This window comes from Acinetobacter sp. Marseille-Q1618, from assembly GCF_902809855.1.
Lineage (GTDB): Bacteria > Pseudomonadota > Gammaproteobacteria > Pseudomonadales > Moraxellaceae > Acinetobacter.
This window is the reverse complement of the sequence record NZ_CADDWJ010000002.1, coordinates 1175007-1187807: the sequence shown is the minus strand read 5'-3', so window position 1 is coordinate 1187807 and position 12801 is coordinate 1175007. Positions and strand designations below refer to the sequence as shown.

At 40.2% G+C, this 12801-nt stretch carries 22 protein-coding genes; 1 reads left to right on the top strand and 21 read right to left on the bottom strand.

The window, feature by feature from the left end:
• Window positions 1-54 precede the first annotated feature (54 nt).
• The 3 genes from HUS24_RS17140 to HUS24_RS12815 all read right to left on the bottom strand — a co-directional run bounded on the left by HUS24_RS17140 (window position 55) and on the right by HUS24_RS12815 (window position 1047).
• Entirely contained in the window at window positions 55-183 is a 129-nt protein-coding gene (locus HUS24_RS17140; protein WP_302476104.1) for a hypothetical protein, read from the bottom strand.
• A 203-nt stretch (window positions 184-386) separates the two neighbouring features.
• Window positions 387-797: a protein YgfX gene (locus HUS24_RS12820; protein ID WP_173912334.1), complete on the bottom strand. Its 411-nt coding sequence runs from the start codon at window positions 795-797 to the stop codon at window positions 387-389.
• Window positions 790-1047, bottom strand: coding sequence for a succinate dehydrogenase assembly factor 2 (locus tag HUS24_RS12815; RefSeq protein WP_173912333.1), 258 nt, complete (start codon window positions 1045-1047; stop codon window positions 790-792). Before HUS24_RS12815 ends, HUS24_RS12820 begins: the two co-directional genes overlap by 8 nt.
• Before the next feature lie 180 nt (window positions 1048-1227).
• Between HUS24_RS12815 and HUS24_RS12810 the strand changes: the two genes are divergently transcribed.
• A complete protein-coding gene (locus HUS24_RS12810) occupies window positions 1228-2400 on the top strand; it encodes an acyl-CoA dehydrogenase family protein (RefSeq protein WP_173912332.1) in 1173 nt (390 codons plus the stop codon).
• Between the two features lie 40 nt (window positions 2401-2440).
• Here the strand turns inward: HUS24_RS12810 and HUS24_RS17060 are convergent, their stop codons facing one another.
• The 18 genes from HUS24_RS17060 to rplE form a co-directional block, all read right to left on the bottom strand.
• Window positions 2441-2707 carry an alpha/beta fold hydrolase gene (locus tag HUS24_RS17060; protein WP_254433858.1) on the bottom strand — a complete coding sequence of 89 codons (267 nt, stop codon included), beginning with the start codon at window positions 2705-2707 and terminating at the stop codon, window positions 2441-2443.
• Window positions 2708-2821: 114 nt separating this feature from the next.
• Window positions 2822-3238: an alpha/beta fold hydrolase gene (locus HUS24_RS17055; RefSeq protein ID WP_254433857.1), complete on the bottom strand. Its 417-nt coding sequence runs from the start codon at window positions 3236-3238 to the stop codon at window positions 2822-2824.
• Window positions 3239-3377: 139 nt separating this feature from the next.
• The gene (locus HUS24_RS12800) at window positions 3378-4868 is read right to left on the bottom strand and encodes an NAD(P)/FAD-dependent oxidoreductase (RefSeq protein WP_173912331.1); all 1491 of its coding nucleotides are present in this window, start codon (window positions 4866-4868) and stop codon (window positions 3378-3380) included.
• A gap of 206 nt (window positions 4869-5074) precedes the next feature.
• Window positions 5075-5440, bottom strand: a complete 366-nt coding sequence (gene rplQ / locus HUS24_RS12795) for a 50S ribosomal protein L17 (RefSeq protein ID WP_004281488.1) — start codon at window positions 5438-5440, stop codon at window positions 5075-5077.
• A gap of 18 nt (window positions 5441-5458) precedes the next feature.
• Entirely contained in the window at window positions 5459-6466 is a 1008-nt protein-coding gene (rpoA, locus tag HUS24_RS12790; RefSeq protein WP_171530626.1) for a DNA-directed RNA polymerase subunit alpha, read from the bottom strand.
• A 17-nt stretch (window positions 6467-6483) separates the two neighbouring features.
• Complete coding sequence (gene rpsD, locus HUS24_RS12785; protein ID WP_065994110.1) at window positions 6484-7110, bottom strand: 30S ribosomal protein S4; 627 nt, start codon at window positions 7108-7110, stop codon at window positions 6484-6486.
• 12 nt (window positions 7111-7122) lie between these two features.
• The gene (gene rpsK, locus HUS24_RS12780) at window positions 7123-7509 is read right to left on the bottom strand and encodes a 30S ribosomal protein S11 (protein WP_001040166.1); all 387 of its coding nucleotides are present in this window, start codon (window positions 7507-7509) and stop codon (window positions 7123-7125) included.
• Between the two features lie 19 nt (window positions 7510-7528).
• A complete protein-coding gene (rpsM, locus tag HUS24_RS12775) occupies window positions 7529-7885 on the bottom strand; it encodes a 30S ribosomal protein S13 (protein ID WP_065994109.1) in 357 nt (118 codons plus the stop codon).
• Window positions 7886-7991: 106 nt separating this feature from the next.
• Window positions 7992-8108: a 50S ribosomal protein L36 gene (gene rpmJ / locus HUS24_RS12770; protein ID WP_000867907.1), complete on the bottom strand. Its 117-nt coding sequence runs from the start codon at window positions 8106-8108 to the stop codon at window positions 7992-7994.
• Window positions 8109-8128: 20 nt separating this feature from the next.
• Window positions 8129-9448 carry a preprotein translocase subunit SecY gene (gene secY, locus HUS24_RS12765; RefSeq protein WP_171488593.1) on the bottom strand — a complete coding sequence of 440 codons (1320 nt, stop codon included), beginning with the start codon at window positions 9446-9448 and terminating at the stop codon, window positions 8129-8131.
• Between the two features lie 45 nt (window positions 9449-9493).
• Window positions 9494-9934: a 50S ribosomal protein L15 gene (gene rplO, locus HUS24_RS12760; protein ID WP_173912330.1), complete on the bottom strand. Its 441-nt coding sequence runs from the start codon at window positions 9932-9934 to the stop codon at window positions 9494-9496.
• Window positions 9935-9937: 3 nt separating this feature from the next.
• The gene (rpmD, locus tag HUS24_RS12755) at window positions 9938-10114 is read right to left on the bottom strand and encodes a 50S ribosomal protein L30 (protein ID WP_004825182.1); all 177 of its coding nucleotides are present in this window, start codon (window positions 10112-10114) and stop codon (window positions 9938-9940) included.
• A 6-nt stretch (window positions 10115-10120) separates the two neighbouring features.
• Window positions 10121-10618 (bottom strand): 30S ribosomal protein S5, encoded by a 498-nt coding sequence (gene rpsE / locus HUS24_RS12750; protein WP_065994106.1) that lies wholly within the window; start codon window positions 10616-10618, stop codon window positions 10121-10123.
• Window positions 10619-10620: 2 nt separating this feature from the next.
• Window positions 10621-10971 carry a 50S ribosomal protein L18 gene (rplR, locus tag HUS24_RS12745; protein ID WP_004725713.1) on the bottom strand — a complete coding sequence of 117 codons (351 nt, stop codon included), beginning with the start codon at window positions 10969-10971 and terminating at the stop codon, window positions 10621-10623.
• Between the two features lie 14 nt (window positions 10972-10985).
• Window positions 10986-11519, bottom strand: a complete 534-nt coding sequence (rplF, locus tag HUS24_RS12740) for a 50S ribosomal protein L6 (RefSeq protein ID WP_171530625.1) — start codon at window positions 11517-11519, stop codon at window positions 10986-10988.
• A 13-nt stretch (window positions 11520-11532) separates the two neighbouring features.
• Complete coding sequence (gene rpsH / locus HUS24_RS12735; protein WP_107007583.1) at window positions 11533-11928, bottom strand: 30S ribosomal protein S8; 396 nt, start codon at window positions 11926-11928, stop codon at window positions 11533-11535.
• 13 nt (window positions 11929-11941) lie between these two features.
• Complete coding sequence (gene rpsN, locus HUS24_RS12730) at window positions 11942-12247, bottom strand: 30S ribosomal protein S14 (RefSeq protein WP_065994103.1); 306 nt, start codon at window positions 12245-12247, stop codon at window positions 11942-11944.
• Window positions 12248-12256: 9 nt separating this feature from the next.
• A complete protein-coding gene (gene rplE, locus HUS24_RS12725) occupies window positions 12257-12793 on the bottom strand; it encodes a 50S ribosomal protein L5 (RefSeq protein WP_065994102.1) in 537 nt (178 codons plus the stop codon).
• Between the last annotated feature and the right edge of the window lie 8 nt (window positions 12794-12801).

Genomic DNA, 12801 nt, shown 5'->3' with positions numbered 1-12801 from the left:
AAAAAAGTAGCATTGCGACGGTTCAGCACATGCTACTTATTAAACGGTAAACCCTCAGGAGAGTTTATTTGTTTTGAGTTTTCTTTTCTCAATCTGTTCCCTCAGCACAGTTCCTAGTCTTCCCACCACAATCGCAAAAACAATTGCGACCACTAGAAACAACCATTGTTGAACTTCAGTCATTTTGAAATCCTTCATTTGCTGTTGGTAGCTTTAATGTAACGGTAAAGTTGCAAAATGATCGACATAATTGTCTGACAATTTTACTTTTAGCTGGTTTTCTGTGATTTTCGTCAAACAATATTTTTTATTTTTCATAAAAATAAAATAAGTTATTGTTTATTAGTGTATTTATTAATTATTTACAGATTGTTTTTGTCTAACAATCAACTTAACTTTGCTTGTGTTTTTAACATTTTCCAGCTTTTTTGTGCCAATTGATCTTGCCAAACGATAAAGTTTGAAGCTTTGTTTGAGCCAGAAACATCTTCAAAATAAATCACAATATAAAAAATATGATCAACGATTTGCTTTATTTTTACTTGTTGTATCTGTTGATTTTGAGCAAATTTAAGTGACCAAATCTGCCCATCTAATTGTTCAAATTGTGCAACTTTGGGCTTTAGACTAAACATATACCCTGAAACGACTAGAAATAAGACACAAAGCAACCATACCCAGAGTGTTAAGACTGGATAGAGAAGAATTGTAATCACCACGCCCAAAAAAAGCTGAAACCATCGCCAATATTGACTCGGTTTCAGCTTAAAACAGCGATAAGGTTCAAGATTAGCCATGGACATATTTTTTGAGTTTAATAATAAGTTGTCTTAATTCTGGTTTTGGTGGTTCAGACACTTCCATAAACCAATCAAGTAAATCTGGGTCTTCTTGGTCAACCAATTCTTTAAATAATGCTTTTTCGGTCGCATCTGCTTGTAAATAATGTTGTTTTACATAAGGATCAAAATAAACATCAATTTCCTTTAAACCACGACGTGCACGATAAATAACTTTACGCTCTTCCAAAGTTAATTCTTCAAACATTGATTTCCCCGAAGATAATTGATGTGACTAGTTTACCTTATTCCATGATAAATACCTGTGTATTTATCTAGATTGACCAAACTTATCATTTTTAGCCATGAAATGAGCATTCACCTCATTGAGAACAAGTTCATGTTCAATTAATTTGTAAAGATTAAACAATGATTTGGAATAAAAAACATGCAATCAGGATCAATTCGCCCATTGGCAAATATGCTACCTCGCAACTTATTTAATGCTGAACATGAAGCATTTCGTGAAACAGTGCGTAAGTTTTATGAAAAAGAAGTCGTTCCAAACATTGCAAAATATGAAGAACAACAACATGTTGATCGTGATCTATGGAACAAAGCAGGTGAAATGGGCTTATTGTGTGCAACCATGCCTGAAGAGTATGGTGGCTATGGCGTAGATCGTCTTTACAGTATGATTTTAATTGAAGAGCAAGCGTATGCGATGGACTCTTCAACAGGTTTTTCTTTACATTCAGATATCGTAGCCAACTATATTAATAACTTCGGTAATGAAGAACAGAAAAAACATTGGTTACCAAAAATGGCGACGGGCGAAGCAGTAACTGCGATTGCCATGACTGAACCAGGTACAGGCTCAGATTTACAAGGTGTTCGCACAACTGCGGTTTTAGATGGTGATGAATACGTCATTAACGGTTCTAAGATCTTTATTACCAATGGTTATTTGTGTGACATGGCCGTTGTCGTGTGTAAAACAGGCAATACGGATAAAGGCTCTGCAAACTTATCTTTGATCATTGTTGAAGCTGATCGTGCTGGATTTAGCAAAGGTAAGCCACTGAATAAAATCGGTATGAAAGGTCAAGATACCTGTGAATTATTCTTTGAAGATGTACGTGTACCTAAAGAAAATTTATTAGGTATGGAAGGCATGGGCTTTATCATGCTAATGAAAGAATTGGCTTGGGAACGTATGCTTGTTGCGATCATCTGCCAAGCAGGTGCTGAAGCAGCATTTGCGCACACAGTTCAGTACACCAAAGACCGTAAAGCATTTGGTAAACCAATTGGTGCTTTCCAAAATACACGTTTCAAACTTGCTGAAATGCGTACAGAAATTGACTTCTGCCGTGCTTATTTAGACCGTTGTATGGAACTTCAACTGGAAGGTACACTCGGTGTAGATGCAGCTGCTGCAGCGAAATATAAAATTTCTGAGTTATTCTCAAATGTTGTAGATGAATGCTTACAGTTACATGGTGGTTATGGTTATATGCTTGAATACCCAATCGCACGTGCCTACATCGATAACCGTGCAAACCGTATCTATGCAGGAACCAATGAGATCATGAAAGAGCTTATTTCACGTTCTTTGTAATCTAAAACAGTTTGAAAAATGGAGATTTTAAGCTCCATTTTTATTCAATATCTTTTAAAAATAGCTGAATACTTTGTAAGACTATTTCCGTTTTTTCAAAATGTGGAAAATGCCCACAGTCAGGAATAATTACCAATTGCTTTTCCCCACGGGTCAGCTCAGCGAAACGTTGCGGTTGTGCCAAAGTCGCATATTGATCCTGCTCTCCATGCAAAATCAGCATAGGACAATACACTTTCGGCAGAATTTGATCTAAGTTCCAATTTTTAAATTCAGCCGATAACCATGTTTCTGTCCAAGCATCCAAAACCCATTGGGTCTTTTCTGTATGATATTTCGCTAGACGTTGAAATAGCTTTTCGTTTTTAAAATTAATCTTTGCCTCACGAATCCCTGCTAAGGTTACCTCCTCTACACAAGATTATGCAGATTCCACAATCACAGCTTTACATTGTGTAGGAAAAATAGTTGCACAACTGCTTGCCATGCCACCACCAACACTGTGCCCCATAACAATGAATTTATCTAACTTAAAATATTGAATAAGCTGAGTAAAACTTTGCTCAGCCTCTAACTGCACAAAATTAGGCTTTAGTGAATCAGTTAAAGTAGAAGACTGACCAAAGCCTAAACGATCATAGGCAAACACACGTCTTTGTGTAATTTCAGCCAACTGTTTCGGGAAATCTTTCCATAAAGCAACACTGCCTAAAGATTCATGGATCAAAATAATACATGCTTGATTAGCACCGTGTATGGGATCTGGTTGCCATTCTTTGACATAGATTTGATGTTTATGAAAAGGGAGAGAATGCGCTATTTCTTTAATATTCATCATGGCCTAAATTGTATCCTTACATTTATTTCATAACTTCATATTAACCATTAAAACTTGATTGTTACATCAAAATAAACCCATAAGGTCAAAATAAAAAATGGAGCAATTTGCTCCATTTTTTATTCAAATCAATAAACGATTAAGATACTAACTTAGGTTTTTTGGCTGGTTGGCTTTCACGTTTATGAAACTTTAATACGCCATCTTCAAACTTCGCATTTTTAAGTTCTTTACGATCAGCAAGGTAATTATTAGTAACTTTCCAAGGCGCATGTTTACCTTGTTTCGGCATAACATCAGCAGCACGTGCAATATAACCTGACGTTAAACTACCCATCACGGTATCTTCCATCAACTCAGTTGCATCACCTTGTGGAATAACCTCATCAAAACCTTTCTTGTCCATGTAGTTCACTAAACGGCAAATATACTCCGCAGCGATATCTACTTTGAGCGTCCATGATGCATTAATATAGCCAATAATCATCGCCATATTTGGTACATCACTCACCATCACACCTTGATATAACATATGTTTAGAAGTATTTAAAGGCTTGCCATCAATCGTGGCTTTAATCCCACCAAGAATCTGAATTTCTAAACCTGTTGCAGATACAATAATATCAGCATCTAAATGTTTGCCAGACTTAAGCTGAATACCTGTTTCAGTAATTTTTTCAATTTGATCCGTTTCAACACTGGCTTTACCAGAACGTAAGATTTTAAATAAATCACCATCTGGAACAACACATAAACGCTGATCCCATGGATTATAAGCTGGGGTAAAGTGTTTCATATCCACTTTACCTTTCAACTGCATTTCAATTGATTTAAGTAAGAATTTGCGCAGTAATTTTGGTTGTTTTTGCGCAATCGCGTAAATACCACGCTGCATACCAATATTACGCGCACGTGTTAATTTATAAGAAACATCTTCTGGCAATACTTTGCGCATTTTCTCATAAACAAAGTCAATCGATGGAATCGATGCAATATAAGTCGGAGAGCGTTGTAACATCGTTACATGTTCAGCGCCACCTTTTGACATTGCAGGTACAAGCGTAATCGCAGTTGCACCGCTCCCGATAATGACTACTTTTTTGCCTGTATAGTCTAAGTTTTCAGGCCAAAATTGAGGATTTACAAACTCCCCTTTAAAAGCATCTTTGTTTGGAAAATCTGGTTGATAACCTTGGTCATAATTATAATAACCTGTACAACCTACAATAAAATTTGCAATCCACGTTTGCATTTTTTGGTTTTCATCTTCAATTTCAACAACCCATTTTTTTATTGAAGAATCATAATTTGCAGTACGCACACGATGTTTAAAATGAATTTTATCTTTAAGTTTAAATTCTTCGATGACTTCGCCCACATAACCTTTGATTGCAGGACCATCTGCCAAAACATTAGCTTTTTGCCATGGTTTAAAGTTAAAACCAAAAGTGGACATGTCCGAATCTGAACGAATACCAGGATACTTAAATAAATCCCATGTTCCACCAAAGCTTTCACGGCGTTCAATAATTTCAAAAGAACGTTGCGGTGAGTTCTTTGAAAGATGTGCAGCTATACCAATTCCTGAGATGCCTGCACCTATGATAAGAATATCAACTTGCTTTTCCATTTTCTTTTTATAACCTTTAGTAGAGTACATTTTTATTAAAGCACAAATCTGACAATACGCAATGTCAAGTTTGCATTTTTCTGACAGAAAACATGTCAGTTGAGGACATTTTTAGTATTTTGTCTAACAATCATGAATTTCGAGCATAAAAAAGGTCGGTATAAAAACCGACCTTTTTCAGAACAACCGAAGTTCTTAGAGAAGTATTAGTTTACTTCGCGATCCACAAGTTCTACATAAGCCATCGGTGCAGCATCACCTGCACGGAAACCAGCTTTAAGAACACGAAGATAACCGCCGTTACGTTCTTTATAACGAGGGCCAAGAACGGTAAATAATTTACCAACAGTTGCTGCTGAACGAGTACGAGCAAACGCTAAACGACGGTTTGCAACTGTATCGTTTTTAGCTAAAGTGATTAAAGGCTCAGCAACACGGCGTAACTCTTTCGCTTTAGGAACAGTAGTTTTGATTAACTCATGTTCAAACAAAGAATTAGCCATGTTTTGGAACATCGCTTTACGATGACTGCTTGTACGGCCTAATTTCACACCACTATTACGATGACGCATGGTGATAGTCCTACTTAATTAACGGCTACGATAGGCAAAACGATCGTCCATACGTAAACTAGCTGGTGGCCAGTTTTCTAAACGCATGCCGAGTTGCAAGCCTTTTGAAGCCAGAACATCTTTGATTTCAGTCAACGATTTTTTACCTAAGTTAGGAGTTTTTAACAACTCAACTTCAGTACGTTGTACTAAATCACCGATGTAGTAAATATTTTCTGCTTTCAAACAGTTAGCAGAACGAACAGTAAGCTCTAGATCATCTACTGGACGAAGCAAGATTGGGTCAACTTCTTCACGAGGTTCTTGAGCAACAGGTGCTTGATCTTTCTGAAGATCAACAAAAATTGCAATTTGTTGTTGCAAGATTGTTGCCGCTTTGCGGATTGCTTCTTCTGGATCTACAGTACCATTAGTTTCAAGATCAATGACCAATTTATCAAGGTCAGTACGTTGTTCTACACGCGCATTTTCAACGGTATAAGACACACGTTTAATTGGGCTATAAGAAGCATCTAACTGTAAACGACCCACTGGGCGAGTTTCGCCTTCTGGGAAGCGTGAGTCAGAAGTTTCATAACCACGACCTTGAGAAACTTTTAGGCGCATTTTTAATGAGCCTGTAGCACTTAAAGTGCCGATCAAATGTTCAGGGTTAACCACTTCAACATTATGTGGTAAACGAAGGTCAGCAGCAGTAACATCGCCAGGACCTTGTTTTTCCAATGTTAAATATGCTTCATTTTGATCGAACAGCTTAATAGACAATCCTTTTAGGTTCAGCAAGAGCTCGACGATGTCCTGCTGCAAGCCTTCTAAAGTACTGTACTCGTGCTCGACACCTTCTATTTCCACTTCAACCACAGCTGCGCCAGGTAAAGAAGATAATAGAATGCGACGTAAAGCATTACCTAGAGTATGACCAAAGCCACGCTCTAAAGGTTCTAGAATCACTTTCGCCGAGGTCCCGCTTGCCGCTTCGACCTTGATCGCTTGCGGAGTAAGAAACTCGTTTGCAGTACGCGTCATTATTGCTACCTCAAGGATTATTTAGAATACAATTCTACAATCAAGCTTTCGTTGATTTCAGCAGGTAAATCAGAACGATCTGGTGCAGCTTTAAAAGTACCTTCAAGTTTTGAATGATCTACTTCAATCCAAGAAGCTGTACCACGTTGAGCAGCCAATTCAATTGCGTTTTTGATACGTAATTGTTGTTTAGCGCCTTCGTGAACTGCTATCACGTCACCCGCTTTAACTTGGATAGACGCGATGTTAACACGACGACCATTTAAAGTGATTGAACGGTGAGATACAAGCTGACGAGCTTCTGCACGTGTAGAACCAAAGCCCATACGATAAACAACGTTATCTAAACGGCTTTCAAGCAATTTCAACAAGTTTTCACCAGTTGCGCCTTTTACACGAGCTGCTTCTTTATAGTAATTACTAAATTGACGCTCTAACACACCGTACATACGACGTACTTTTTGTTTTTCACGTAATTGTAGTGAGTACTCAGATTGTTTTCCGCCACGCGCCTGACCATGTTGACCAGGAGCCTTAGCATGTTTTTTAGTTTTGACGTCAAATGGTTTAACGCCAGATTTTAATTGCAGGTCTGTCCCTTCGCGGCGAGAGAGTTTGCATTTTGGACCAATATAACGAGCCATGAATGTTTCTCCTTACACGCGACGTTTTTTAGGTGGACGGCAACCGTTGTGCGGAATTGGAGTCACATCGGTAATGCTGTTAATTTTATAACCCACTGCACCTAATGCACGAACCGCAGATTCACGACCTGGACCAGGACCTTTTACAAGGACATCCAAGTTTTTCAAACCGTAATCTAAAGCAGCTTTACCAGCAACTTCAGCAGCTACCTGAGCAGCAAACGGAGTTGATTTACGTGATCCACGGAAGCCTTGTCCACCTGAGGTAGCCCAAGCCAATGCATTACCTTGACGATCGGTAATCGTAACAATGGTGTTATTAAAAGAAGCGTGAATGTGTGCAACACCTTCAGAGACGGTACGAGTGACCTTCTTGCGTGTGCGTGTATCTTTAGCCATCTTTTAGCTTCCAGAAATCTTATTTCTTAATAGGTTTGCGCGGACCTTTACGGGTACGTGCGTTAGTTTTGGTGCGTTGTCCGCGAACAGGCAAGCTGCGACGATGACGAAGACCGCGGTAGCAGCCTAAATCCATTAAACGTTTAATGTTCATGGAAATTTCGCGACGTAAGTCACCTTCGGTCGGAACCTTAGCAACTTCAGCACGAATCGCATCAAGCTGAGCATCATCTAATTCACGAATCTTAGTTGTTGGTGCAATGCCTGCAGCAGCTAAAATAACTTTAGCAGTATGACGACCAATACCAAAGATATACGTGAGAGAGATAACAGCATGCTTGTTATCCGGAATGTTTACACCGGCAATACGAGCCATTCAAATTTCTCCAAAAAGGCAGTAGAGATAATCAACCGCCCCACAAAATCTTGAGGGGCGGATAATAACCCAATTAGCCTACTGAAATCAACAGGTCTTAATTAAATTAACCTTGACGCTGCTTATGACGAGGTTCAGCGCTACAAATTACGCGAATAACCCCATTACGACGGATAACTTTACAGCTACCACAAATTTTCTTTACAGAAGCTTGTACTTTCATGATGAAACCTCTAAGTGCGCTTATCCCTTAGGATGAGCAGTCGTTTTTCTCATTAACGTTTGATTGTCATACTGGCGTGAAGTGAGATGTGCTTGCAGCTGAGCCATAAAGTCCATCACAACAACGACTACGATTAGCAATGATGTACCACCAAGATGGAACGGAATACCAAATGAACTTTGTAGAATCATCGGCATTAAACAAATCACTGTAATGTAAATCGCACCAATAAACGTCAAACGATTAAGAATATGATCTAAGTAACGAGCAGTTTGCTCACCTGGGCGAATACCAGGTACATAAGCTCCGCTGCGTTTCAAGTTTTCTGATACTTCTTTAGGGCTAAATACAAGTGCCGTATAAAAATAACAGAAAAAGATAATTAACGCACCAAAGAGCACCAAATACAAAGGTTGTCCAGGCGACAATACGAGTGCCAAATCTTGTAGGCTACGTTTTACGATTCCTGCATTTGGATCAGCACTACCTAACCATTGTCCTAAACTTGCAGGGAACAACAATAACGAACTTGCGAAAATTGCTGGGATTACCCCTGCCATATTAATTTTCAATGGCAAATGTGTTTGCTGTGCAGTGAATACACGTCGACCTTGCTGTTTTTGAGCATAGTTAACAGGTATACGGCGCTGTGCTTTCTCAATAAACACAATAGCGGCAAGTACAGCGACAGAAAGCAATCCAAAGATAGCCAAACCGATTAAGCTCGATTGACCATTATCTACTGAAGTAAATGCTTGGATGACTAAGTTGGGTAAACCTGCAACAATACCTGCGAAGATAATCATCGAGATACCATTACCAACCCCACGTTCTGTAATCTGCTCACCTAACCACATTAAGAACATCGTACCTGCGACTAACGATGTTAGCGCGGGAATGTAAAATGCTAATCCAGAAGTCAAAGTAATGCCTTGACTAATGAGACCTGCACACATCCCAATACCTTGCACAAATGCGAGTAATAGTGTGCCGTAGCGGGTGTATTGATTAATCTTACGCTTACCCTGCTCGCCTTCTTTCTTTAATGCTTCCAGCGAAGGAACAACCGTAGACATAAGCTGCACGATAATCGATGCAGAAATGTATGGCATGATCCCTAACGCAAGAATTGACATTCGTTCTAATGCCCCGCCTGAGAACATATTGAACAAGCCTAAGAATGTGCCTTCATTAGCCTTGAAAAAACGTTCTAAAGCGACATTATCGATACCTGGTAGCGGAATATGCGCTCCTAGTCGAAAGACCACCAATGCACCAATTAAGAACATTAATCGGCGTATAATTTCACGGTATTTCACATGAAATGGTTGACCTTTCATCATATTCACATGACCTGAAGAACTAGGAGACATACTCACTCGCGATTACTCCTCGACTTTACCGCCAGCAGCTTCTACAGCAGCTTTAGCGCCTTTAGTCAAAGCAACACCTTGTACAGTGAACGCACGAGTAATTTCACCAGAAAGAACGATACGAGCACGTAACATATCTTTACGTACAACATTCGCAGCTTTTAAAGTTTCAAGTGAAACGATATCACCCTCAACTTTAGCAAGTTCTGACAAACGTACTTCAGCAGTTTTCAAAGCCATTTGGCTAGTGAAACCGAATTTAGGTAAACGACGATATAACGCAGTTTGACCACCTTCAAAGCCTGGACGAACGCCACCACTTTTACGTGATTTTTGACCTTTGACACCACGGCCACCGGTTTTACCAACGCCAGAACCGATACCACGGCCTAAACGACGGCTTTCACGTTTTGCACCTTCAGCAGGTGCAAGCTCATTTAAACGCAGAGTCATGGCTTATTCCTCTACACTAACCATATAGTAGACTTTGTTGATCATACCACGGTTAGAAGGAGTATCTACCACTTCTACAGTATGACCAATACGACGCAGACCTAAACCTTGTAGGCAAAGTTTGTGATTTTTCAAACGATGCGAAGAAGATTTAGTCTGGGTAACTTTAATCGTTTTCATGATTGATTACCCTAAAATTTGTTCTACTGAAAGACCACGTTTCGCAGCTACTTTCTCTGGAGAAGTCATATCACGCAAACCATTAAAAGTCGCGTTTACAACGTTTGCAGCGTTTGTAGAACCATAACATTTAGTCAATACGTTACGTACGCCAGCAGCTTCAAGCACCGCACGCATAGAACCACCAGCAATTACGCCAGTACCTTCAGATGCAGGTTGCATGAATACACGGCTAGCGCCATGACGTGCATTGATTGGGTGTTGTAAAGTACCGTCAACAAGATCAACAGTGATCATGTTACGACGTGCAGCTTCAAGTGCTTTAGAAATAGCAGCTGGAACTTCACGTGCTTTACCGCGACCAAAACCCACACGACCATTACCATCACCTACCACAGTTAATGCTGTGAAAGAGAAGATACGACCGCCCTTAACAACTTTGGCTACACGATCAACGGCAACCAGCTTTTCAACAAGACCTTCGTTTTGTTCAACTTTAGCCATGATTAGAACTCCAAGCCGTTTTCACGAGCAGCATCAGCCAAGGCTTTGATACGACCATGATATTTAAAACCAGAACGGTCAAATGCTACTTTAGTAACACCAGCAGCTTTAGCACGTTCTGCGATTAAAGCACCTACTTTAGTAGCTGAGTCTACATTACCTGTAGTGCCACTACGTAAAGATGCATCCAAAGTAGAAGCTTGCGCTAATACTTTGCCACCATCTGCTGAAATAACTTGCGCATAGATGTGACGCGGCGTGCGGTTTACACACAAACGAGTCGCACCCAATGCACGAATGTGCAAGCGTGTGCTTTTTGCACGACGCAAACGGGATTGTTTCTTTTCGTTCATAAGAACCTCGCGCCTTATTTCTTCTTAGCTTCTTTACGAAGTACAACTTCGTCAGAATAACGAACACCTTTACCTTTATATGGCTCTGGCGGACGGTAACCACGGATATCTGCAGCTACTTGACCTAATTTTGCTTTATCAGCAGATTTAAGTAAGATTTCAGTTGCAGTTGGAGTTTCAGCAGTTACACCTTCTGGAAGGTTGTAGTCGATTGGATGTGAAAAACCAAGGTTAAGGTTAACAATGTTACCTTTAACCGCAGCTTTATAACCAACACCAATCAGTTGTAACTTGCGTTCGAAACCTTCGCTAACACCTTTTACAAGGTTGTTAAGAACAGCGCGAGCAGTACCGGCTTGCATCCAAGCGTCTTTCGACTCAGCTTTAGGAGCAATTTGAAGTTGACCTTCTTCCTGTTTTAGCTCGACCAGCGCATGCAGGTTGAAAGACAACGTACCTTTGCTGCCTTTCACTTCGACCTGCCGGCCGTTCTGAGTAACTGTTACACCATTTGGTACAGTTACTGGGGCTTTAGCCACACGAGACATGAGGAATCACCTATTAAGAAACAAAAGCAATAACTTCACCACCAACGCCCGCAGCACGTGCAGCGCGATCAGTCATGATGCCTTTGCTTGTAGAAACAATTGCAATACCTAAACCTTGCTTAACGCTAGGAAGTGCATCTTTACCGCGATATTGGCGTAGACCTGGACGGCTTACACGTTTCACAGTATCGATAACTGGTTTGCCTTCGAAATATTTTAAAGTAATAGTCAAAGTAGCTTTGCCTTCATTATCAGCAACTTCTACATTTGAAATATAACCTTCTTGTTGAAGTACGTTCGCAATCGCAACTTTCAACTTAGAGTTTGGCATAGAAACAGTTTGTTTCTTTGCCATTTGTGCGTTACGAACACGTGTTAACATGTCGGCAACGGTATCTTGCATACTCATTTATAGTCGCTCCTTACCAGCTTGCCTTAACAACGCCCGGTACATCACCTTGCATTACTGTGTCACGTAATTTGTTACGGCTTAAACCGAACTTACGGAAGTAACCATGAGGACGACCAGTTAAACCACAACGGTTACGAAGACGTACTGGAGATGCATTACGTGGTAATGCTTGTAACTTCATCATCGCATCGAAACGTTCTTCATCAGAAGCATTTACGTTTGCAATCGTTGCTTTTAATTCAGCACGTTTTGCAGCGTATTTAGCAACTGTTTTTTCGCGTTTCAATTCGCGATTAATCATACCTTTCTTAGCCATATCGACCTCTTATTTGAATGGGAAGCCGAAACCACGCATAAGCGCACGGCCTTCGTCATCAGTGCGAGCAGTCGTAGTGATGGTGATGTCCATACCACGAATACGATCGATCTTATCAAAATCGATTTCAGGGAACATGATTTGTTCCTTGAGACCCATTGAGTAGTTACCACGACCATCGAATGATTTCGCAGAGAAACCACGGAAGTCACGGATACGAGGGATCGCAATTGAGATCAAACGGTCTAAGAATTCGTACATTTGTTCGCCGCGTAAAGTAACTTTACAACCAATCGGCCAACCATCACGGATTTTGAAACCTGCGATAGATTTGCGAGCTAATGTAAGTACTGGTTTTTGACCAGCAATAGCTTGCATATCAGCTAAAGCGCCATCTAACAATTTCTTGTCAGCTGCAGCCGCACCAACACCCATATTAATGGTAATTTTTGTGATGCGAGGAATCTCCATCACGTTTGCCAAGCCAAGTTCTTCTTTCAACTTAGCTCGGATTTCGTCGTTATAACGCGTTTTAAGTCTGGCCATAGCCTTAT

Coding starts and splice junctions, on each gene's coding strand:
- HUS24_RS17140 (WP_302476104.1), bottom strand. CDS start 183: ATGACTGAAGTTCAACAATGGTTGTTTCTAGTGGTCGCAATTGTTTTT.
- HUS24_RS12820 (WP_173912334.1), bottom strand. CDS start 797: ATGGCTAATCTTGAACCTTATCGCTGTTTTAAGCTGAAACCGAGTCAA.
- HUS24_RS12815 (WP_173912333.1), bottom strand. CDS start 1,047: ATGTTTGAAGAATTAACTTTGGAAGAGCGTAAAGTTATTTATCGTGCA.
- HUS24_RS12810 (WP_173912332.1), top strand. CDS start 1,228: ATGCAATCAGGATCAATTCGCCCATTGGCAAATATGCTACCTCGCAAC.
- HUS24_RS17055 (WP_254433857.1), bottom strand. CDS start 3,238: ATGATGAATATTAAAGAAATAGCGCATTCTCTCCCTTTTCATAAACAT.
- HUS24_RS12800 (WP_173912331.1), bottom strand. CDS start 4,868: ATGGAAAAGCAAGTTGATATTCTTATCATAGGTGCAGGCATCTCAGGA.
- rplQ (WP_004281488.1), bottom strand. CDS start 5,440: ATGCGTCATCGTAATAGTGGTGTGAAATTAGGCCGTACAAGCAGTCAT.
- rpoA (WP_171530626.1), bottom strand. CDS start 6,466: ATGACGCGTACTGCAAACGAGTTTCTTACTCCGCAAGCGATCAAGGTC.
- rpsD (WP_065994110.1), bottom strand. CDS start 7,110: ATGGCTCGTTATATTGGTCCAAAATGCAAACTCTCTCGCCGCGAAGGG.
- rpsK (WP_001040166.1), bottom strand. CDS start 7,509: ATGGCTAAAGATACACGCACACGCAAGAAGGTCACTCGTACCGTCTCT.
- rpsM (WP_065994109.1), bottom strand. CDS start 7,885: ATGGCTCGTATTGCCGGTGTAAACATTCCGGATAACAAGCATGCTGTT.
- rpmJ (WP_000867907.1), bottom strand. CDS start 8,108: ATGAAAGTACAAGCTTCTGTAAAGAAAATTTGTGGTAGCTGTAAAGTT.
- secY (WP_171488593.1), bottom strand. CDS start 9,448: ATGAAAGGTCAACCATTTCATGTGAAATACCGTGAAATTATACGCCGA.
- rplO (WP_173912330.1), bottom strand. CDS start 9,934: ATGACTCTGCGTTTAAATGAGCTTGCACCTGCTGAAGGTGCAAAACGT.
- rpmD (WP_004825182.1), bottom strand. CDS start 10,114: ATGAAAACGATTAAAGTTACCCAGACTAAATCTTCTTCGCATCGTTTG.
- rpsE (WP_065994106.1), bottom strand. CDS start 10,618: ATGGCTAAAGTTGAACAAAACGAAGGTCTTGTTGAAAAGCTGGTTGCC.
- rplR (WP_004725713.1), bottom strand. CDS start 10,971: ATGAACGAAAAGAAACAATCCCGTTTGCGTCGTGCAAAAAGCACACGC.
- rplF (WP_171530625.1), bottom strand. CDS start 11,519: ATGTCTCGTGTGGCTAAAGCCCCAGTAACTGTACCAAATGGTGTAACA.
- rpsH (WP_107007583.1), bottom strand. CDS start 11,928: ATGAGTATGCAAGATACCGTTGCCGACATGTTAACACGTGTTCGTAAC.
- rpsN (WP_065994103.1), bottom strand. CDS start 12,247: ATGGCTAAGAAAGGTATGATTAATCGCGAATTGAAACGCGAAAAAACA.
- rplE (WP_065994102.1), bottom strand. CDS start 12,793: ATGGCCAGACTTAAAACGCGTTATAACGACGAAATCCGAGCTAAGTTG.